Source organism: Mycobacterium sp. OTB74, from assembly GCF_029892685.1.
Taxonomy (GTDB): domain Bacteria; phylum Actinomycetota; class Actinomycetes; order Mycobacteriales; family Mycobacteriaceae; genus Mycobacterium.
Genome location: NZ_JARXVD010000007.1, coordinates 128,448 through 149,597, shown reverse-complemented (window position 1 = coordinate 149,597; position 21,150 = coordinate 128,448). Strand labels below are relative to the sequence as shown.

The following is a 21,150-nucleotide window of genomic DNA, read 5'->3' as shown; positions in this document are numbered from 1 at the left end:
GCATTCACCGGTCCAGGCGTATCGAATCCGGTGTCGCGATGACCGATTACTCTCCTGACGAATCGCAGGCAGTGCCGCCGGCCCCTGGCGAATCGACGCCGTCAGAGCCGGCCACGTTTCCGGGCTACCAGGTCGGCGGGTACCCGCCGCCAGGCGCGGGGTGGGCGCCGCCGCAGAACCAGTGGAATGCGTCGACCTTTGCCCCACCTGAAGTCGACGCTGCGCATAGCCAACGGACGGTGCGCACGTGGGTGAGCATCATTCTTGCGGTCGTCGTGCTGGCGTACGGAGCGGCAGTACTGCTCACCAAGGACGCGTGGAGCAGCGGTGAGCCGAGGTCGACTACCCGCGCAGAGTTCACGGTCCGAGCGCTTGCGGGCGGCTCGATCACCCCGGACCTACTTGCTCAGACGCACGACGGCCTGCAATCGCGGATCAATCACCTTGGCGGCCGTGACACGACGGTGACTGCCGGGGGGGACCACCTCACCGTGCAAACCTCCGGGGTCAGCGAAGCGCAATTGCGCGGGATCAGCGGCGTTGGTCGGCTGGACATTCGGCCGGTCATCCACACAATCGCCGCTAGACCAGGTGCTGTCAGGTCCCGCCCCGCCCAACCCGTCGCGGATGCGGCCAAACTCGTCGCCGCCGAAAAACAACTGCGGCAGAGCGCAAACCCGCAGATTCAATTGTTGGCGCTGCAGTTCCAGGCCACGCGTTGCGATCAGACTGACCCACTGGCGGGCAGTGACGATCCGATCCTCCCGCTGGTCACCTGCTCCAAGGACCACAAGCAGGTGTATCTGCTGGCCAAGTCGATCGTGGGGGCGGGTCAGATCAAGAGCGCCTCTTCGCACCTCGACCAGCAGCAGGGCCAGTACGTCATCGACCTGCAGTTCAACGACAAAGCCGCGGCAACCTGGGCTGCCTTCACCGCCGCCAATGTCGGTGTGCAGACGGCCTTTACTCTCGACGCTCAGGTGACCAGCGCTCCGGTCATCCGGGAATCGATGCCTGACGGGCACGTCCAGATCATCGGGAATTTCACCGGTGATGAGGCCCGGTCGCTGGCCGCTACACTGGCCAGCGAACCGCTGCCGTTGGCCGTCGACCTGCAATCGACGCAGGTCGAGCCTCTGAAACCTAAGTTCTGGACCGTGCCACGGATTGCGGTGGCGTGCGGCGGAATCGTGGTTCTCCTCACTGTCATCGCAGGCCTGCTGGTAATGAGGCCACCGGCGCGTCGATAGCTGCCGGGTGTCGGGTGCGTCTTGGTCGATGGCTCTGACCTGCGATTAGGGTCGTCCTGGCGGGTTTGGAGCGGGGCGGTCAGTGCTGGTATCGTGGTAGCTCGTGCCTGGCCGACTAGGCGCTCGCATTGATTGTGATGTGTGAGCAAGCCTGCACGCCGGGCCACTTCGCATGTCCGTGGTGCACCTTCAGGTTCGCACCTTACCACGTGCGACACGCCCGGATGCGGGGTACGCAATCGGGTGAAAACCGCAGTACAGAGACTTAGAACCGCAGTAGATACGCAACACAGAAAGCCGATAGATGCCAACCATCAACCAGCTGGTCCGCAAGGGTCGCCACGACAAGACCTCCAAGGTCAAGACCGCGGCGCTCAAGGGGAGCCCGCAGCGGCGCGGCGTGTGCACCCGCGTGTACACCACCACACCCAAGAAGCCGAACTCCGCGCTTCGTAAGGTCGCCCGCGTCAAGCTGACCAGCGGGGTCGAGGTCACGGCCTACATCCCGGGTGAAGGCCACAACCTGCAGGAGCACTCGATGGTGCTCGTGCGTGGCGGTCGTGTGAAGGACCTCCCCGGTGTGCGTTACAAGATCATCCGCGGCTCGTTGGACACCCAGGGTGTCAAGAACCGCAAGCAAGCCCGTAGCCGTTACGGCGCCAAGAAGGAGAAGAGCTAATGCCACGCAAGGGCCCCGCGCCGAAGCGTCCGCTGGTCAACGACCCGGTCTACGGTTCGCAGCTGGTCACCCAGCTCGTCAACAAGGTGCTGTTGGACGGCAAGAAGTCGCTCGCTGAGCGCATTGTCTACGGCGCCCTCGAGCAGGCCCGCGAAAAGACCGGCACCGACCCCGTCGTGACGCTCAAGCGCGCCATGGACAACGTCAAGCCGTCGCTTGAGGTCCGCAGCCGCCGCGTCGGTGGTGCGACCTACCAGGTTCCGGTTGAGGTCCGTCCGGACCGCTCGACCACGCTGGCGTTGCGCTGGCTGGTGAGCTTCTCGAAGGCTCGCCGGGAGAAGACGATGATCGAGCGCCTGGCCAACGAAATTCTGGACGCAAGCAATGGCCTGGGTGCCGCCGTCAAGCGGCGTGAGGACACCCACAAGATGGCCGAGGCGAACCGGGCGTTCGCGCACTACCGCTGGTGACGTCATCGCCGGCCACCAATGGCGGTGGCCGGCGCACTCACAACTGAACCGCCCTTCGGGGCGATGCGATACACCAAAGCAACTGAAAGAGTGGGAATCTAGCCGTGGCACAGGACGTGCTGACCGACCTGAACAAGGTCCGCAACATCGGCATCATGGCGCACATCGACGCCGGCAAGACGACGACGACCGAGCGCATCCTTTTCTACACCGGTATCAGCTACAAGATCGGTGAGGTCCATGACGGCGCGGCCACCATGGACTGGATGGAGCAGGAGCAGGAGCGTGGTATCACCATCACGTCCGCTGCGACCACCTGTTTCTGGAACGACAACCAGATCAACATCATCGACACCCCGGGTCACGTCGACTTCACCGTCGAGGTGGAGCGGTCGCTGCGCGTGCTCGACGGCGCCGTTGCCGTGTTCGACGGCAAAGAGGGCGTAGAGCCGCAGTCCGAGCAGGTGTGGCGTCAGGCCGACAAGTACGACGTGCCGCGTATTTGCTTCGTCAACAAGATGGACAAGCTGGGCGCCGACTTCTACTTCTCGGTGCAGACCATGAAGGATCGCCTGGGTGCCAACGTCATCCCGATCCAGCTGCCCATCGGCTCCGAGGGCGACTTCGAGGGCGTCGTCGACCTGGTCGAGATGAAGGCCAAGGTCTGGCGCGGCGAGACCAAACTCGGTGAGAAGTACGACGTCGTCGACATCCCGGCTGACCTGCAGGAGAAGGCCGAGGAGTACCGCACCGCCATGATCGAGGCCGTCGCCGAGACCGACGACGAGCTCATGGAGAAGTACCTCGGTGGCGAAGAACTCACCATCGACGAGATCAAGGGCGGCCTGCGCAAGCTGACCGTCACCAGCGCTGCCTACCCGGTGCTGTGCGGTTCCGCGTTCAAGAACAAGGGTGTGCAGCCCATGCTCGACGCGGTCATCGACTACCTGCCGACGCCCTTGGACGTGCCGGCCGCAGAGGGCCACGTTCCGGGCAAGGAAGACGAGGTCATCTCTCGCAAGCCGTCGGCCGACGAGCCGTTCTCAGGTCTTGCGTTCAAGGTGGCCACCCACCCGTTCTTCGGCAAGCTGACCTACGTGCGTGTCTACTCGGGCAAGGTCGACTCCGGCGCCCAGGTCATCAACTCGACCAAGGGCAAGAAGGAGCGTCTGGGCAAGCTGTTCCAGATGCACTCCAACAAGGAGAACCCGGTCGAGTCCGCTGCCGCCGGCCACATCTACGCGGTTATCGGTCTGAAGGACACCACCACCGGTGACACCCTGTGCGATCCGAACCACCAGATCGTGCTGGAGTCCATGACCTTCCCGGACCCGGTCATCGAGGTGGCCATCGAGCCCAAGACCAAGAGCGACCAGGAGAAGCTGGGTACGGCGATCCAGAAGCTCGCCGAAGAGGACCCGACCTTCAAGGTGCACCTGGACCAGGAGACCGGCCAGACCGTCATCGGCGGTATGGGCGAACTGCACCTGGACATCCTGGTGGACCGCATGCGTCGCGAGTTCAAGGTCGAGGCCAACGTCGGTAAGCCGCAGGTTGCCTACCGCGAGACCATCCGCAAGGCCGTCCAGAACGTCGAGTACACCCACAAGAAGCAGACCGGTGGCTCGGGGCAGTTCGCGAAGGTCATCATCAGCATCGAGCCGTTCGTCGGCGAAGATGGCGCGACCTACGAGTTCGAGAACAAGGTCACCGGTGGTCGCATCCCGCGTGAGTACATCCCGTCGGTGGATGCCGGTGCGCAGGACGCCATGCAGTACGGCATCTTGGCCGGCTACCCGCTGGTGAACCTGAAGCTGACACTGCTCGATGGTGCCTACCACGACGTCGACTCGTCGGAAATGGCATTCAAGGTCGCTGGTTCGCAGGCACTGAAGAAGGCGGCACAGGGTGCGCAGCCGGTCATCCTCGAACCGATCATGGCAGTCGAGGTCACCACGCCCGAGGATTACATGGGCGATGTGATCGGCGACCTGAACTCCCGCCGTGGCCAGATCCAGGCCATGGAGGAGCGCAGCGGTGCGCGTGTCGTCAAGGCACAGGTGCCGCTGTCCGAAATGTTCGGCTACGTCGGCGACCTCCGGTCGAAGACCCAGGGCCGGGCGAACTACTCCATGGTGTTCGACTCGTACGCCGAAGTTCCGGCGAACGTGTCGAAGGAGATCATCGCGAAGGCGACGGGTCAGTAATCTGACCTGTCGTCCCGCAATGGGATCAGCGAAGGCGACGGGTCAGTAGTCCCGTCGCTGCCGCGGCACACAACTGAACACATCAACACTGCTTTAAGTAAAAGCACCAACAAGTCCAGGAGGACACCACAGTGGCGAAGGCGAAGTTCGAGCGGACGAAGCCGCACGTCAACATCGGGACCATCGGTCACGTTGACCACGGCAAGACCACGCTGACTGCAGCAATCACCAAGGTTCTGCACGACAAGTACCCCGATTTGAACGAGTCGCGCGCATTCGACCAGATCGACAATGCGCCCGAGGAGCGTCAGCGCGGTATCACCATCAACATCTCGCATGTTGAGTACCAGACCGACAAGCGTCACTACGCCCACGTGGACGCCCCCGGTCACGCTGACTACATCAAGAACATGATCACCGGTGCCGCTCAGATGGACGGCGCCATCCTCGTGGTCGCCGCCACCGACGGCCCGATGCCGCAGACGCGTGAGCACGTGCTGCTCGCCCGCCAGGTCGGCGTGCCCTACATCCTCGTCGCGCTGAACAAGTCCGACATGGTTGAGGACGAGGAGCTCCTGGAGCTCGTCGAGATGGAGGTCCGCGAACTGCTGGCCGCCCAGGAATTCGACGAGGACGCCCCGGTCATCCGCGTCTCGGCGCTCAAGGCGCTCGAGGGCGACGCCACCTGGGTCAAGTCCGTTGAGGACCTGATGGACGCTGTCGACGAGTCGATCCCGGACCCGGTCCGCGAGACCGACAAGCCGTTCCTGATGCCAGTCGAGGACGTCTTCACCATCACCGGCCGTGGCACCGTCGTCACCGGTCGTGTGGAGCGTGGCGTGATCAACGTCAACGAAGAGGTCGAGATCGTCGGCATCAAGCCGACCACCACCAAGACCACCGTCACCGGTGTCGAGATGTTCCGCAAGCTGCTCGACCAGGGCCAGGCCGGCGACAACGTCGGTCTGCTGGTTCGTGGCATCAAGCGCGAAGAGGTCGAGCGCGGCCAGGTCGTCGTGAAGCCGGGTACCACCACCCCGCACACCGAGTTCGAGGGCAGCGTCTACATCCTGTCCAAGGACGAGGGCGGCCGCCACACGCCGTTCTTCAACAACTACCGTCCGCAGTTCTACTTCCGTACCACTGACGTGACGGGCGTTGTGACCCTGCCCGAGGGCACCGAGATGGTTATGCCCGGTGACAACACCGACATCTCCGTCAAGCTGATCCAGCCGGTCGCCATGGACGAGGGCCTGCGGTTCGCCATCCGTGAGGGTGGCCGTACCGTCGGCGCCGGCCGCGTTACCAAGATCATCAAGTAAGTAGCCTCGCGCACTTAGGTGATCTGAATACGTAAACAAAGTGCCGCTCACCCGAAAGGGTGGGCGGCACTTTGTTTACGCGGGCAAGATGGCAGGATCGTTCGCAATGGAGGGGAACAACACAATGAGGGGTGCCCGGTAATGCGGGTAAGTGTGCGGGCCTTCACCGATACGGGGCTGCGCCGCAAGCGCAACGAAGACGCGGTGATGGTCGGCGGTTGGGTCAGCCAGACCCACAACGGCGTTCTGGTGGAGATGCGGATGCAACCCGGGGCACCGTTCGTCTGCGCGGTTTGTGACGGGATGGGCGGCCATGTCGGTGGTGACGTGGCCAGTCGGACCGCGCTGAGCATGATCGCCACAATGTCGCCGGGCTGGACCGGATGCGACGACATCGGTTCGTCGCTGGCCTACGTCAGTGACTGGCTTCATGACATGGGCCGGGACACCGAGTTGGCCGGTATGGGCACCACCATCGCCGGGGTCTGCCTGACCGAGGGCGAGGTTATCGTCTTCAATGTCGGTGACAGCCGGGTGTATTCGATCAACGGCGGTGAGCTGCACCAGGTTTCGGTGGACGACGCGGTGCTCGACGAGGCCGGCCGACCGACCAACATCATCACCCAGTCGCTGGGCCAGGGCATCCCGGTCAATCCGCATCTGACGGCCACGCCGCTGGCGCCTGGCAGTTATCTGATGTGTTCGGACGGCGTGCACGGGCAGATGGAGCATCACGACCTGCAGGCCGCGACATCGTGCAACGATCGAGCAGACGGCGCAGCAATCATCATCGGGACGGCCCGGGCCAACGGTGCAGCAGATAATTTCACGTTCATCCTGCTGGACGTCATCGACGACTGATAAGCGTTAAGCTCTCTGACAGCATTTGTCCCAGGCTGACGTTGAGGAGCGTATGACGTGCTCTTGCGCTATCTGAAGGCGCAGGCCATGGTCCTGCTGTGCGGTGGACTGGTCGGGCCCATCTTCTTGGGCGTGTACTTCTGGACGGGCCAGGAACCCATCCTGAAATGGATGTTCTGGGTCGGGGCCATCGTCACCGCCATCGATGTGCTGGCCGCGCTCGCGCTGGCGAATTTCAGTGCCAAACAGTCTGCTCAGCAAAACCTGCTGGAAACCCAAGGTGTGTTGGCGCTGGCTCAGATCACCGGGATAGCCGAGACCGGCACGTCGATCAACGATCATCCGCTGGTGAAGGTCGGTCTGCACATAGAGGGACCGGGCCTGTCCCCGTTCGACGCCGAGGACCGGGTGCTGGCCTCGGTGCCCCGGTTGCCCATGATCACAGGCCGCAAGCTGGCCGTCTTGGTCGATCCCGAGACCAGAAAATTCCAGATCGATTGGCAGCGAAGCGCTTTGCTGTCCGGCGTGGTCCCGGCGCAGTTCACTTCGGACGAGGATGGCAAGACGTATGACTTGTCCGGGCAGGCCGGCCCGATCATGGAGATCCTCCAAATTCTGAGGGCGAACAACGTGCCGGTGCAGGGCGCTGTGGACATCCGGTCCAATCCGGTGGTGCGCCAACAGGTCATGGCGGTGCTGCGACGTACCGCACCGGTTGGTACCGCAGCGCCCGGCGCGGTGGCCGAGTCGGTGGCTCCGCAAACCCCAGTGCTGCCGGTACCGCCCAGCCCGTCGACCGCACAGCGGTTGCAGGAATTGGAGACGCTGCGGGCGATGGGCACGGTCAGCGAGGCGGAATACACCGACAAGCGCGCGCAGATCATCGCTGAGCTGTAACGGACAAGCCGTTCCCGATGCCCGTCGAGGACGTCTTCACCGGCCGTGGCAATGTGGTCACCGGTCGTGTGGAGCGTGGGCGCCGGCCGGGGGCACCAAGATCATCAAGTGATGATCCGACCTGGCACTGCGAAGACCCCCGCAATCTCCGGATTTCGGGGGTCTTTGTATGCTCGCTGCACGTACACCGACCGAGAAACGGTCCCGCTCAGAGCGCTGGACGTTTAACATGAGCGGTCGACACGATTGATTGTTAGAGGGCGAGCTACCAGATGGACGCTGACGTGACAGGACCGATCCTGGTGCCGGTGGCGCTCGGCGAACGGATCCGGCGGGAATTGAGTCCGTCACGTGTCATCGCAGGTATTTCGACGACGGTCGCCGTCGTCGCAGTCGGTGCGTTGCTATGGGTGGTCGGGCAGGACCCGGCCGGTCCGACGGTGGAAAGCCCGAAGCCGGCTGTCGTGGCGTCGGTGCCTGTCGAGCACGTGCAACCCATCGCGGCGCACCCGACAGAGCCGGCCGCCGCAGAGGCCGCTGCGCCCGTTGCACCATCGCCCAAACCGTCGGCTCCTCCTGCATCGATGCTGCCGGCCACCGGTGGAACGACCCGTAGTTCCGACACCTTCAACCACACCGCGCCGATCTTCGGCTCGCCACCGGACTTGCCGGCCGAAGCGGAAGCACCGGCTGTGCCAGCCGAAGCAGAAGCGCCTGCTGTGCGGGCAGAAGCGCCGGCCATCTCCTGGCCGTGGTTCGATAGCTCGTCCGTGCCACCGCTGGATCCTTTCGGATCGAGTGCGCAATCCACGGCCTCGACCATCGCCTCCGCCATTTCCGGCCCGGTTGGTGGGGTAGGCGGCGGTGTGTTGGATGTACTCGGCGCCATCATCACGGCCTCGACCTACGCCAGCCAGAGTGGCGGTACCTCAACGCCGAACGGCCTTGCTTCGCTGCTGTTGCCCTCCGTGACGAACGCCGGCCTCGGTCTTCCGGGCTTGCCGTCGTTTGACTTGACGAAGTTGCCGCCACCGCCGTCGTTTGACTTGACGAAGTTGCCGCCACCGCCGTCGTTTGATTTGACGAAGTTGCCGCCGCTTCCGCCGCCACCGCCGCTTCCGTCACTGGGCAACCCGCTTGCCATGCTGCCGAGCCCAACGCGGGCGATCGGTCTTCCCTTCTGATCCAGGCCCATCACCATCGGTGTGCTTGCCGCGCTCGCACTGGACGGGAACGCTAGAACACGTTTCAGTTTGGCTGCTAGCCTGGCCATGAATTCACGCTGGATGTGTTGAAAGGACTGGCGATGACGGGATCTCTCGAAGGCAAGGTGGCGTTCGTTACCGGGGCGGCCCGTGGGCAGGGCCGGTCGCACGCGATCCGGTTGGCCAAAGAGGGCGCCGACGTCATCGCCATCGACATCTGCGGCCCGGTGTCGGACTCCATCACCTACCCGCTGCCGACGCCGGAGGACCTCGCCGAAACCGCGCGCCTGGTCGAGGCCGAGGGCCGCAAGGTGCTGGCCCGCGAGGTCGACATTCGGGACCTGGCCGCGCAGAAGCAATTGGTTGCCGAGGCCGTCGAGCAGTTCGGTCGGCTGGATGTGCTGGTCGCCAACGCCGGTGTGCTGAGCTGGGGACGGCTGTTCGAGATGGATGAGGACCAGTGGGACAGCGTCGTCGACGTCAACCTGTCGGGTACCTGGCGCACCATTCGCGCGGTCGTGCCGGCCATGATCGAGGCCGGCAACGGTGGGTCGATCATCATCGTCAGCTCGTCGGCCGGGTTGAAGGCCACCCCGGGCAACGGCCACTACGCGGCGTCCAAGTTCGGTCTGGTCGGTCTGACCAACGCATTGTCACTTGAGGTGGGGGAGTTCGGGATTCGGGTCAACTCGATCCATCCGTACTCGATCATGACGCCGATGATCGAACCAGAGGCCATGACGGACATCTTCACCAAGTACCCGAGCTACCTGCACAGCTTTGCCCCGATGCCCTACAAGCCGGTCTCGCATGACGGCAAGGCGGGGCTACAGGAGTTCATGACCCCCGAGGAGGTCTCCGACGTGGTGGCCTGGCTGGCCGGGCCGGGGTCGGGCGCCATCTCGGGTTCGCAGATCGCGGTCGACCGCGGCGTCATGAAGTACTGAGCGCCCGCTCGAATCTGTCTATCGTCCAGTCGATCTCGGATTCGCTGATCACCAGCGGCGGGGCGAAACGAAGGGTCTGACCGTGGGTGTCCTTCACCAGGACCCCCAGTTCGAGCAAGCGCAGGCTGAGCTGACGGCCGGTGCCGATGGCCGGGTCGATATCGACCCCGGCCCACAGTCCCAGCCCGCGAACGGCATCGACCCCGTGCCCGATAAGCGCCTGCAGGCGGGCGTGCAAGCGCCAGCCGAGTTCGGTTGACCTGGACTGGAATTCGCCGCTCTGCAGCATCGCCACGACGGTGGAGCCGATTGCGGCAGCCAGTGGATTGCCGCCGAACGTGGACCCGTGCTCACCGGGGTGCAGGACACCGAGCACGTCGCGGTCGGCCACCACGGTCGACAGGGGGACCACACCGCCGCCGAGAGCCTTGCCCAGCAGGTAGACATCGGGCACCACGGACCAGTGGTCGCAGGCGAAGGTGCGACCGGTGCGAGCCAAGCCGGACTGGATTTCGTCGGCGATCATCAGCACGTGGCGTTCGGTGCACAGTGCGCGGACCCGCGGCAGGAAGTCGTCGGGAGGCACGATGACGCCGGCCTCGCCCTGAATCGGCTCGATCAATACCGCCACGGTGTTGTGGTCGATGGCGGCGGCCAGGGCATCGGCGTCGCCGAACGGGATGGAACGGAAGCCCGGGGTGTAGGGACCGAAGCCGGACCGGGCTACCGGGTCATCGGAGAAACTGATTATCGTAGTGGTGCGCCCATGGAAATTATCGTGTGCCACAACGATATTGGGGTCATCGATACCGCGGACGTCGGCGCCCCATTTGCGCGCCACTTTGATGGCACTCTCCACCGCCTCGGCGCCGCTGTTCATGGGCAGCACCATGTCCTTGCCGCACAAGTCCGCCAGTGCTGCGCAGAAGGGACCGAGTTGGTCGGAGTGGAAGGCTCGACTGACCAAGGTGACGGTGTCCAACTGGGCGTGCGCAGTCGCCAGGATTTCCGGGTTGCAATGGCCGAAGTTGACGGCCGAGTACGCCGACAGGCAGTCGAGGTAGCGGCGGCCTGACACGTCGGTGATCCAGACGCCTTCGGCAGATGTGGCGACCACCGGCAGCGGCGCGTAGTTGTGTGCGGTGTAACGATTGTCGAGCTCGATGACTCGAGCGGTTTCCTGTTCTGTCGCAGTGGCTTTCAACATGTCACCGGGTACACCTCCAGCGTGCAGCACTTGACCGAACCGCCGCCTTTGAGCAGCTCGGACAGGTCGACCCCGATCGGGATGAAGCCTGCGTGCGCTAGTTGTGCTGCGAATCCGGTCGCCGCCGCCGGATGGATGACGTTGCGGCCGTCGGACACCGAATTGAGGCCCAGCGCATAGGCATCCGTGTCGGATACCTCGATGGCGCCGGGAAACGTCTTGCGCAACAGTGCGATGGATTGCGAACCGAACGCGGGCGGGTAGAAGGCGATGGTGTCCTCATCGAGGACTGTCAGCGCGGTATCCAGGTGGTAGAAGCGCGAATTGACCAATTGCAGGTTCAGCACCGGCAGTCCGGCCAGTTTCGCGACTTCATCGTGCGCGCGACGGTCGGTCCGGAACCCGTAGCCGGCTAGTATCTGTGAGCCGACGAGCAGAAGGTCGCCCTGTCCTTCGTTGGCGTGTTCGGTGTAGAGCGGGCAGTAGCCGTGCTCGTACATCCAGTTCGCGTATGCGGCCGATTCGGCTTCCCGTTGCGGGTAGGCGAAGCGCGCGATGATGGCCACCTTGTCGATGCCGTCGTCGAGCACCAGGCCGCCGTTTGCGGCATAGACCATGTCGGGCAGCCCGGCCACCGGTTCGACCATCTCGACGGTGTGCCCGAGGTCGCGATAGGTGCCGACCAGCGTCTGCCATTGCCGGGTGGCTAGCGCGGTGTCGACGCTGACGGTCGGGTCCATCCAGGGGTTGATCGCATATTCGACGGTGAAATGCGTGGGTGGGGTCATGACGTAGTGCCGGCGTCGGGAGGTGCGTTCCGGTGGGGGCCCGGGTTGCGGTGTCGTCGACCTGACGACTTCAGAGATCGTCATACACCGAGCGTAGGAGTAATATCATGCGCAAGCAATCACCGAATATTGCGTGTCTATAGGTGATCTGTTGTGTGATCCTTCGTCTGTCGGCTGTCTGTTGCGCGGTTGGTCGGGTTGGTAAGTGGATACGGAGGTGAGCGCCGGTGGACCGGCTCGATGACACCGATGAACGCATCCTCGGTGAGCTCACTGAGAACGCTCGCGCCACTTTCGCCGACATCGGTCAACGGGTGAACCTCTCGGCCCCGGCGGTCAAGAGGCGGGTTGATCGAATGGTGGACACAGGTGTCATCAAGGGTTTCACCACCATCGTCGACCACAACGTGTTGGGCTGGGAGACCGAGGCTTTCGTCCAGGTCTACTGCCACGGCACCATTGCCCCTGACCAACTGCGACAGGCCTGGGAGAGCATTCCGGAGGTGGTCAGCGCGGCCACTGTGACAGGAACGTCAGACGCCATCCTGCATGTCCTGGCCCAGGACATGCGCCACCTGGAGGAGGCGCTGGAGCGCATCCGGTCCAGTGCGGCCATCGAACGCAGCGAGAGCATTGTCGTGCTGTCGAATATCATCGACCGCAGGCGCGGCCCGACCCCACCAAGCCAGGGCTGAGCAGCAAAGTGCAGGGTGCTCTACCTTACGTTGGCCGGATCGTGTAAGAAAGCCCACGTGACTACTAAGGGAGGCATCGTCATCGTCGGCGGCGGTCTGGCCGCTGCGCGCACTGCCGAGCAGTTGCGCCGCGCCGAGTACGACGGGACGATCACGCTGATCAGCGACGAGGACCATCTGCCGTACGACCGCCCGCCGCTGTCCAAGGAAGTGTTGCGGGCCGAGAGCGACGACGTGGCCCTCAAGCCGGCCGAGTTCTACGACGAGAACAACATCACCGTCAAGCTGGGGTCGGGTGCGGCCGAGCTCGACACCGAAGCACAGACTGTGACGCTGTCGAACGGCGAGGTGATCGGCTACGACGAGCTGGTCATCGCCACGGGTCTGGTGCCCAGGACCATCCCGTCGCTGCCGGATCTGGCGGGCATCCGGGTTCTGCGCACCTACGACGAGTCGATGGCGCTGCGTGAGCATGCGGGGTCTGCCAAGCGTGCTGTGGTGATCGGTGCCGGCTTCATCGGTTGTGAGGTCGCCGCCAGCCTGCGCAAGCTGGGTGTCGAGGTGACGTTGGTCGAGCCGCAGCCCACCCCGCTGGCTTCGGTGCTCGGCGAGCAGATCGGTGAACTGGTCGCGCGGCTGCACCGCGCCGAAGGGGTCGACGTGCGCTGCGGCGTCGGTGTTACCGGGGTGACCGGTTCGGGCCACGTCGAAAAGGTGCAGTTGGCCGACGGTTCCGAGCTGGACGCCGACGTCGTGGTGGTCGGGATTGGCTCGCGGCCGTCCACGGACTGGCTCGAGGGCAGTGGCATCGCGGTCGACAACGGTGTGGTTTGTGACGAGGCCGGTCGCACCAGCGCGCCCAACGTTTGGGCCATCGGTGACGTCGCGTCGTGGCGGGACACCGCCGGACACCAAGTGCGTGTTGAACATTGGAGCAATGTGGCCGAGCAGGCGCGAGTGATCGTGCCGGCCATGCTGGGACAGGAAGCCACCGCGCCGGTGGTGGTGCCGTACTTCTGGAGCGACCAGTACGACGTGAAGATCCAGTGCCTGGGTGAGCCCGCTTCCGGCGACACCGTGCACATCGTCGAGGACGACGGCCGGAAGTTCTTGGCGTTCTACGAGCGCGACGGCAAGGTCAGTGGTGTGGTCGGCGGCGGGATGCCCGGCAAGGTGATGAAGAACCGGGCCAAGGTCGCCGGGGCTGTTCCGATCGCCGACGTCCTTTAGGAAGGGTCTGTTCACGTTTGGTATCGGTGACCGGTACCAAACGTGAACACGCCTGCAGTTTTCGACTAAATCCGCGCAGCGGCCGTTAGGAAGTGGTTCGCTGGTCAGGTGACCACGGCAACCGTGCTGTTGACAGGTCGGCGCCAGACGATGAACTTGGTGCTGTCCACATGGGTTTCGGCGATCAATTTCTGGGCCTGGAACATGATCGGGCCACTATCCACCACTTATGCCGGCGATATACGGCTGTCCAGTACACAGGCATCGCTGTTGGTCGCGACGCCCATTCTGGTCGGTTCGCTGGGCCGGATTCCGATTGGTTCACTGACCGACCGATAACGGCGGCCGGGTGATGTTCATCGCGGTTTCGCTGTTGTCCATTCCGCCCGTGCTGGCGGTGGGGGCGGCCGGGGACGCCAGGTCATTTACCTGGTTGTTGGTGTTCGGGTTCTTCCTCGGCATCGCTGGCACCATCTTCGCGGTCGGTATTCCGTTCGCCAACAATTGGTATGAGCCGTCTCGTCGTGGTTTTGCCACCGGCGTGTTCGGTATGGGAATGGTCGGTACCGCGTTGTCGGCGTTCTTCACGCCGCGAATGGTCAAGGCGTTCGGCCTGTTTCCCACCCACATCGTGATCGCGGTTGCGCTCGCGGTGACGGCCGTTCTGTGCATTGTGTTGATGCGCGATTCACCGGCGTTCCAGCCCAACAACGATCCAGTGCTACCCAAATTGAAAGCGGCTCTCAAACTGTCGGTGACGTGGGAGATGTCGGCGCTATATGCCGTCGTGTTCGGCGGCTTCGTCGCATTCAGCAACTACCTGCCGACATATATCAAGACCATCTATCACTTCTCAGCAGTCGATGCCGGTGCGCGCACAGCGGGTTTCGCTCTGGCAGCGGTGTTGGCCCGGCCGGTGGGCGGCGCTCTTTCCGACCGGATCTCACCGAAATATGTTGTGCTGGCGTCATTTGCCGGTACCGCGGTCATGGCATTGGTCGCGGTTTTCAAACCGCCGCCGGACTTGTGGTCGGGTATCACCTTCGTCCTGCTCGCGGTGTTCCTCGGGATCGGTACAGGTGGCGTTTTCGCCTGGGTGGCGCGGCGTTCGCCCGCGCACGCGGTGGGATCGGTCACGGGCATCGTCGCCGCCGCAGGCGGATTGGGCGGCTATTTCCCGCCTTTGGTGATGGGTGCCACCTACAACGCTGCCAAGAACAACTACACCGTCGGCCTGCTGTTGCTGACGGTTACCGCGCTGGTGGCCTTCGGGTACACCGCGTTGCGATTGCATGCGCGAGAACCGGAGGCAACAACAGCCCATGAGTAATGCGCAGGTCGGTGGACCTATAGAGGAACTGCTCACCAGCAGCGCCCGATTCTTCCCGGGTGCCAAGGTTTCTGCCGATCTGCGCACCATCACGCGGCAGGGCGGTCGTGAAGGCGACGTGTTCTACCGCGACCGGTGGAGCCACGACAAAGTGGTGCGCTCGGCGCACGGGGTCAACTGCACCGGATCCTGTTCGTGGAAGGTGTATGTCAAAGACGGCATCATCACCTGGGAGACTCAGCAGACGGACTATCCGTCGGTAGGTCCCGACCGTCCTGAGTACGAGCCGCGAGGGTGCCCACGCGGCGCGGCGTTCTCCTGGTACACCTATTCGCCGACCCGGGTGCGTTATCCGTACGCGCGCGGCCTGCTGGTGGACATGTATCGGGAAGCCAAGGCGCGCTTGAAGGATCCGGTGCTGGCCTGGGCCGATATTCAGGACGATCCGCAGCGGCGGCGGCGCTATCAGCAGGCCCGCGGCAAAGGTGGTCTGGTGCGGATCACCTGGGCCGAAGCCACCGAGACGATCGCGGCCGCGCATGTGCACACCGTCAAGCGGTACGGTCCGGATCGGGTCGTGGGGTTCTCGCCCATTCCGGCGATGTCGATGGTGTCGTTCGCCGCCGGTGCGCGGTTCATCCAACTGCTCGGCGGCGCCATGACGTCGTTCTACGACTGGTACGCCGATCTGCCGGTGGCCTCACCGCAGGTGTTCGGGGATCAGACCGACGTGCCGGAGTCCGGGGACTGGTGGGACGCAGCGTATTTGATGATGTGGGGCTCCAACGTCCCGGTGACCCGCACACCTGACGCGCACTGGATGGCCGAGGTGCGGTACCGGGGTACCAAGGTGGTCACCGTCAGCCCGGACTTCGCCGACAACACGAAGTTCGCCGACGAGTGGATGCCGTGCGCGGCCGGCACCGATGGCGCCCTGGCAATGGCCATGGGTCACGTCATTCTCGACGAATGCTTTGTGCAGAAACGGGTTCCCTTCTTCGTCGACTATGTCCGCCAATTCACCGACCTGCCATTTCTGGTGAAGCTCGAAGAGCGCGATGGCGTGCTGGTGCCCGGGAAGAACCTCACCGCAGCCGATCTCGGCGGGCCCGTGGCCGAACAGGAGAACGCGGCGTTCAAACCGGTGCTGCTTGACGGCGCCAGTGACAGTGTCGCGGTACCGCAGGGCTCGCTCGGCTTCCGATTCGGCAATGACGGTGTGGGTAAGTGGAACCTCGACCTCGAGAGTCTTTCTCCCGCACTAACTGTGCTGCAGGACCTCTCCGAGACCGCGGAGATCACTCTGCCCCGTTTCGACACTGTCGACGGCAGCGGTGCGACCATGCGGCGCGGGGTGCCGGTACGTCGGGTCGGTGAACACTTGGTGTGCACCGTATTCGACCTCATGCTGGCGCAGTACGGCGTGCACCGGCCGGGCATGCCTGGTGACTGGCCCACCAGTTACGACGACGCCAGTCGGCCACATACCCCGGCCTGGCAGGAGGAGATCACCGGAGTTCCTGCGGCGCAGGCGATTCGGGTCGCCCGGGAGTTTGCGCGCAACGCCGAGGAATCCGGCGGTCGGTCCATGATCATCATGGGCGCCGGCATCTGCCAGTGGTTCCACGCAGACGCGACCTATCGTGCGGTGCTGTCGCTGTTGCTGCTCACCGGCTCGATGGGCCGCAACGGCGGAGGCTGGGCCCACTACGTCGGTCAGGAGAAATGTCGTCCGGTTACCGGGTGGGCCCATATGGCCAACGCGTTGGACTGGTCCCGGCCGCCGCGCCAGGTGGCGGGCACGTCGTACTGGTACGTGCACGCCGACCAGTGGCGCTACGACGGCTACCGGGCCGACGCGCTGTCCAGTCCGGTGGGCCGGAACCTGTTCAACGGCAAACACACCATGGATGTATTGGCATCCTCGACGGCCATGGGCTGGAATCCGTTCTACCCACAGTTCGATCGGTCCAGCCTCGAACTCGCCGAGGAAGCCAAGGCGGCCGGTGCAGATATCCCCGGTTACGTGGCTGAACAATTGGGGTCCGGACAGCTGAAGCTGGCCATCACCGATCCGGACAATCCGAAGAACTGGCCACGGGTGCTCAGTGTTTGGCGGGCCAATCTGCTGGGCTCGTCCAGCAAGGGCAACGAGTATTTTCTGAAACACCTGCTGGGCACCGATTCCAACCTGCAGGCGCAGCCCGCGCCGGAGGCGGTGCGGCCCAGGGACATCGCGTGGACTGATGACGTCCCAGAGGGCAAGCTCGACCTGTTGATGTCCATCGACTTCCGGATGACTTCGACAACCATGCTGTCTGACGTGGTGTTGCCTGCGGCGACCTGGTACGAGAAGGCCGATCTGTCCAGCACCGACATGCACCCATTTGTGCACGCGTTCACCCCGGCCATCGACCCGCCGTGGGAAACCCGTTCGGACTACGAGGCATTCGGTGCCATCGCCCGCACCTTCAGTGCGATGGCTCGCAAGCACCTGGGCACCCGCACCGACGTGGTGATGGGCGCGTTCCAACACGACAGCCCCGGGGCCCTGGCGTATCCCGCTGGGGTGCAAAAGGATTGGCGGGAAACCGGGGAAGTTCCGGTGCCCGGCAAGACCATGGCGCCGCTGGTGGTGGTTGAGCGAGACTACGGTGCTGTCGCCGAGAAGTGGGCGACGCTCGGTCCGTTGGTGGATACCTTGGGTCTGACCACCAAGGGCATCACCACCCACCCCGATCAGGAGGTGGCGGAGCTGGCCGCCAAATTCGGGGTGATGGATTCCGGTGCGGGCCAGGGCCGTCCGGCCGTGACGACGGCCGAGCGGATGGCCGACGTCATCCTGGCCCTGTCCGGCACCACCAACGGTCGGCTGGCAGTCGAGGGCTTCAAGGAATTGGAGCGCCGTACCGGCCGCAAGCTGGTGCACCTGGCCGAGGGCAGTGAGGAGAAGCGCGTCACCTACGCCGACACGCAGTCGCGCCCCGTACCGGTGATCACCAGCCCGGAGTGGTCCGGCAGTGAGACCGGAGGACGCCGCTACGCGCCGTTCACGGTGAACATCGAGTTGCTCAAACCGTTTCACACGCTCACCGGGCGCATGCACTTCTTCGTCGACCACGACTGGTTGGAAGAACTCGGCGAGCAACTGCCCGCGTACCGTCCGCCGCTGGACATGGCACGGCTGTTCGGTGAGCCCGAGTTGGGGTCGAGCGATGGGGTGGGGCTCACGGTCCGTTATGTGACACCGCACTCCAAATGGTCGATTCACTCCGAGTATCAGGACAACCTGTTCATGTTGTCGCTGTCGCGTGGCGGCCCGACCATGTGGATGAGTCCGCAGGATGCCGCGAAAATCCAAGTGCAGGACAATGATTGGGTTGAGGCAGTCAACCGGAACGGGGTGGTGGTCTGCCGGGCGATCGTCTCGCACCGGATGCCCGAGGGACTGGTGTACGTCTACCACGCCCAGGAGCGCACCATCGATGTACCGCTTACCGAAACCACCGGCCGGCGCGGCGGTATTCACAATTCACTGACCCGGCTGCACATCAAGCCGACCCACCTGGCCGGTGGCTACGCCCAGAACACGTTCGCCTTCAACTATCTCGGCCCGACCGGAAACCAGCGTGACGAGGTGACGGTGGTGCGCCGCCGCAGCCAGGAGGTGCGATACCAGTGACACCGCGCGAAGCCTGCGAAATGAGGTCCGCATGAAGGTCATGGCCCAGATGGCAATGGTGATGAATCTGGACAAGTGCATAGGCTGCCACACCTGTTCAGTGACCTGCAAACAGGCCTGGACCAACCGCGCAGGCACCGAGTACGTCTGGTTCAATAACGTGGAAACCCGCCCCGGACAAGGGTATCCGCGCACCTACCAGGACCAGGAGAAGTGGCACGGTGGCTGGGTACGGGACAAGCGCGGCCGGTTGCGTCTGCGCGACGGTGGCCGGTTCGCCAAGCTCGCGCGGATTTTCGCCAACCCCAAGCTGCCGTCTATCGACGACTACTACGAGCCGTGGACCTACGACTACGAGAACCTGACGTCGGCTCCGCTTGGGGAGCACATGCCGGTGGCCCCGCCGCGCAGCCTGATCAGCGGCAAGCCCATGAAGGTGTCCTGGTCGGCGAACTGGGATGACGATCTGGGTGGTTCCCCCGAGATCGTGCCCGGCGATCCGATCCTGAAGAAGGTCTCCGAGCAGGTCAAGCTGGAATTTGAGCAGACTTTCATGTTCTATCTGCCCCGGATCTGCGAGCACTGCCTGAATCCGGCGTGCGTGGCGTCGTGCCCGTCGGGCGCCATGTACAAGCGTGCGGAGGACGGGATCGTGCTGGTCGATCAGGACCGGTGCCGCGGCTGGCGGATGTGCGTGTCCGGATGTCCTTACAAGAAGGTGTATTTCAACCACAAGACCGGTAAGGCTGAGAAGTGCACGTTGTGCTATCCGCGCATTGAGGTAGGTCTGCCGACGGTGTGCTCGGAGACCTGCGTCGGCCGGCTGCGATACCTCGGCTTGGTGCTGTACGACATGGACCGGGTGCTCGAGGCCGCGTCGGTCGAGGACGAGACGGACCTGTACCCCGCGCAGCGGGACATCCTGCTGGATCCGCACGATCCGGAGGTCATTGCCGGGGCGCGGGCCTCAGGCATCTCCGATGAGTGGATCGAGGCTGCCCAGCAGTCGCCGATCTTCGCGTTGATCCATACGTATCAGGTGGCGCTCCCACTGCACCCGGAGTTCCGCACAGTGCCGATGGTTTGGTACATCCCGCCGCTGTCACCGGTGGTCGATGCCGTCTGCCGGGACGGCCACGACGGTGAGGAGCTGGGCAATCTGTTCGGCGCCATCGACGCGCTGCGTATCCCGATGGAGTATCTGGCCGGGTTGTTCACTGCGGGCGATACCACGGTGGTCGAATGCGTGCTCAAACGGCTGGCGGCCATGCGGTCGTATATGCGCGATATCAATCTCGGCCGCGAAACCCAGCCGCACATCCCGCAGTCCGTCGGGATGACGGAGGAGCAGATGTACAACATGTACCGACTGCTGGCCATAGCGAAATACGATGAACGGTACGTGATTCCGACGGCATACAGCGCTGAGCTACCCGGCGTCGAGGAGCCTGGGTGCTCGTTGTCGTTCGAGGGTGGCCCGGGCATGTACGAGTCCGGTCCGTTCGGGGAGACCAGTGGAACGCCGGTGCCGGTGGCGGTCGAGACGTTCCATGCCCTCTACGATCGGCAGACCAGCGAGAGCATGGCGGCCAACGAGCGCCGGCCGTCGCGGGTGAACCTGCTGAACTGGGACGGTCGTGGGGTCCCGTCGGGCATGTTCCCGAAGGGGCAGAACGGGTCGTCGCAATGAGGTTCCGGGCCAGGGACCGCATACTGAACGACCGATTGGTGTGGCAGTCGGCTTCGTTGTTGCTGGCCTATCCGGACGAGCGGTGGATGCAGCGGCTCGCCACGGTGGACCGGTTGCGTGCCGGCATTACCGGCCGGGCCGCCACGTTGCTTGATGAATCCGTTGCAGCGCTGCGGAACACGGATCAGGCGCGCGCTGCCATCGATTATGTCGACACCTTCGACATGCACAAGCGCGCCACCATGTACCTGACCTACTGGACCGCAGGTGACACCCGCAACCGGGGCAGTTATATGCATGCCTTTGTTCGGGCGTATCACGATGCCGGAGTGCCGGCACCGAAAGATGAAGCGCCCGACCACCTTCCGGTAGTACTGGAATTCGCCGCCACCGTAGATCCGGATGCGGGGCGCCAACTGCTGGTTGCCCACCGGGTACCCATCCAGGTCCTGCTCGCCGCGCTTAGCGCTCGAAGGTCGGCATACGCCCCGGCCGTCGCCGCTGTGTGCGCGACGTTACCGGTGCCGACGGAGCGTGACGTACAACGTGCGCAACAGCTGACGGCCGGTGGGGCGCCGGCCGAAGCCGTTGGGCTGGAACCGTTCACATTGACCGTGCCGCCGCGGCGGTCAGGCGAGGCAGAGGTGGGTACGAGCCGCGTTGCGGCTGGAGGAGAGGTCTGAGATGGAC

Annotated in this window: 16 protein-coding genes and 1 pseudogene; 15 read left to right on the top strand and 2 right to left on the bottom strand. The window is 64.1% G+C overall.

Features of this window, described 5'->3' with window-relative positions; translation table 11 throughout:
• Positions 1 to 38: 38 nt before the first annotated feature.
• From M2432_RS12235 to M2432_RS12195, 9 genes are all read left to right on the top strand, one after another.
• A complete protein-coding gene (locus M2432_RS12235; RefSeq protein WP_280827071.1) occupies positions 39 to 1,250 on the top strand; it encodes a hypothetical protein in 1,212 nt (403 codons plus the stop codon).
• Positions 1,251 to 1,554: 304 nt separating this feature from the next.
• The gene (rpsL, locus tag M2432_RS12230; protein ID WP_280827070.1) at positions 1,555 to 1,929 is read left to right on the top strand and encodes a 30S ribosomal protein S12; all 375 of its coding nucleotides are present in this window, start codon (positions 1,555 to 1,557) and stop codon (positions 1,927 to 1,929) included.
• A complete protein-coding gene (gene rpsG, locus M2432_RS12225; RefSeq protein WP_280827069.1) occupies positions 1,929 to 2,399 on the top strand; it encodes a 30S ribosomal protein S7 in 471 nt (156 codons plus the stop codon). Before rpsL ends, rpsG begins: the two co-directional genes overlap by 1 nt.
• A gap of 104 nt (positions 2,400 to 2,503) precedes the next feature.
• Positions 2,504 to 4,606, top strand: a complete 2,103-nt coding sequence (fusA, locus tag M2432_RS12220) for an elongation factor G (RefSeq protein ID WP_280827068.1) — start codon at positions 2,504 to 2,506, stop codon at positions 4,604 to 4,606.
• Between the two features lie 131 nt (positions 4,607 to 4,737).
• On the top strand, positions 4,738 to 5,928 hold the full coding sequence (gene tuf, locus M2432_RS12215; protein ID WP_280827067.1) for an elongation factor Tu: 1,191 nt from the start codon (positions 4,738 to 4,740) through the stop codon (positions 5,926 to 5,928).
• A 141-nt stretch (positions 5,929 to 6,069) separates the two neighbouring features.
• Complete coding sequence (locus M2432_RS12210) at positions 6,070 to 6,789, top strand: protein phosphatase 2C domain-containing protein (protein ID WP_280827066.1); 720 nt, start codon at positions 6,070 to 6,072, stop codon at positions 6,787 to 6,789.
• Between the two features lie 57 nt (positions 6,790 to 6,846).
• Positions 6,847 to 7,686 carry an SHOCT domain-containing protein gene (locus M2432_RS12205; RefSeq protein ID WP_280827065.1) on the top strand — a complete coding sequence of 280 codons (840 nt, stop codon included), beginning with the start codon at positions 6,847 to 6,849 and terminating at the stop codon, positions 7,684 to 7,686.
• A 284-nt stretch (positions 7,687 to 7,970) separates the two neighbouring features.
• Complete coding sequence (locus tag M2432_RS12200) at positions 7,971 to 8,870, top strand: hypothetical protein (RefSeq protein WP_280827064.1); 900 nt, start codon at positions 7,971 to 7,973, stop codon at positions 8,868 to 8,870.
• 122 nt (positions 8,871 to 8,992) lie between these two features.
• The gene (locus M2432_RS12195) at positions 8,993 to 9,838 is read left to right on the top strand and encodes a mycofactocin-coupled SDR family oxidoreductase (RefSeq protein WP_280827063.1); all 846 of its coding nucleotides are present in this window, start codon (positions 8,993 to 8,995) and stop codon (positions 9,836 to 9,838) included.
• Here the strand turns inward: M2432_RS12195 and rocD are convergent.
• Both rocD and ddaH read right to left on the bottom strand, forming a co-directional pair.
• Entirely contained in the window at positions 9,825 to 11,045 is a 1,221-nt protein-coding gene (rocD, locus tag M2432_RS12190) for an ornithine--oxo-acid transaminase (RefSeq protein WP_280827062.1), read from the bottom strand. The two genes, M2432_RS12195 and rocD, sit on opposite strands and share 14 nt — an antisense overlap.
• Positions 11,039 to 11,917: a dimethylargininase gene (ddaH, locus tag M2432_RS12185; protein ID WP_280827061.1), complete on the bottom strand. Its 879-nt coding sequence runs from the start codon at positions 11,915 to 11,917 to the stop codon at positions 11,039 to 11,041. The genes rocD and ddaH overlap by 7 nt, the downstream gene beginning before the upstream one ends.
• Before the next feature lie 143 nt (positions 11,918 to 12,060).
• Between ddaH and M2432_RS12180 the strand changes: the two genes are divergently transcribed.
• From M2432_RS12180 to narJ, 6 genes and pseudogenes are all read left to right on the top strand, one after another.
• Positions 12,061 to 12,528 carry an Lrp/AsnC family transcriptional regulator gene (locus M2432_RS12180; RefSeq protein ID WP_280827060.1) on the top strand — a complete coding sequence of 156 codons (468 nt, stop codon included), beginning with the start codon at positions 12,061 to 12,063 and terminating at the stop codon, positions 12,526 to 12,528.
• Between the two features lie 30 nt (positions 12,529 to 12,558).
• A complete protein-coding gene (locus M2432_RS12175; RefSeq protein WP_280827143.1) occupies positions 12,559 to 13,758 on the top strand; it encodes an FAD/NAD(P)-binding oxidoreductase in 1,200 nt (399 codons plus the stop codon).
• Positions 13,759 to 13,908: 150 nt separating this feature from the next.
• Positions 13,909 to 15,088 (top strand): annotated as a pseudogene (locus tag M2432_RS12170) (nitrate/nitrite transporter).
• The gene (locus M2432_RS12165; RefSeq protein ID WP_280827059.1) at positions 15,081 to 18,770 is read left to right on the top strand and encodes a nitrate reductase subunit alpha; all 3,690 of its coding nucleotides are present in this window, start codon (positions 15,081 to 15,083) and stop codon (positions 18,768 to 18,770) included. Before M2432_RS12170 ends, M2432_RS12165 begins: the two are co-directional and overlap by 8 nt.
• Before the next feature lie 31 nt (positions 18,771 to 18,801).
• The gene (narH, locus tag M2432_RS12160) at positions 18,802 to 20,460 is read left to right on the top strand and encodes a nitrate reductase subunit beta (protein ID WP_280827058.1); all 1,659 of its coding nucleotides are present in this window, start codon (positions 18,802 to 18,804) and stop codon (positions 20,458 to 20,460) included.
• Positions 20,457 to 21,143, top strand: coding sequence for a nitrate reductase molybdenum cofactor assembly chaperone (gene narJ / locus M2432_RS12155; RefSeq protein WP_280827057.1), 687 nt, complete (start codon positions 20,457 to 20,459; stop codon positions 21,141 to 21,143). Before narH ends, narJ begins: the two co-directional genes overlap by 4 nt.
• Positions 21,144 to 21,150 lie beyond the last annotated feature (7 nt).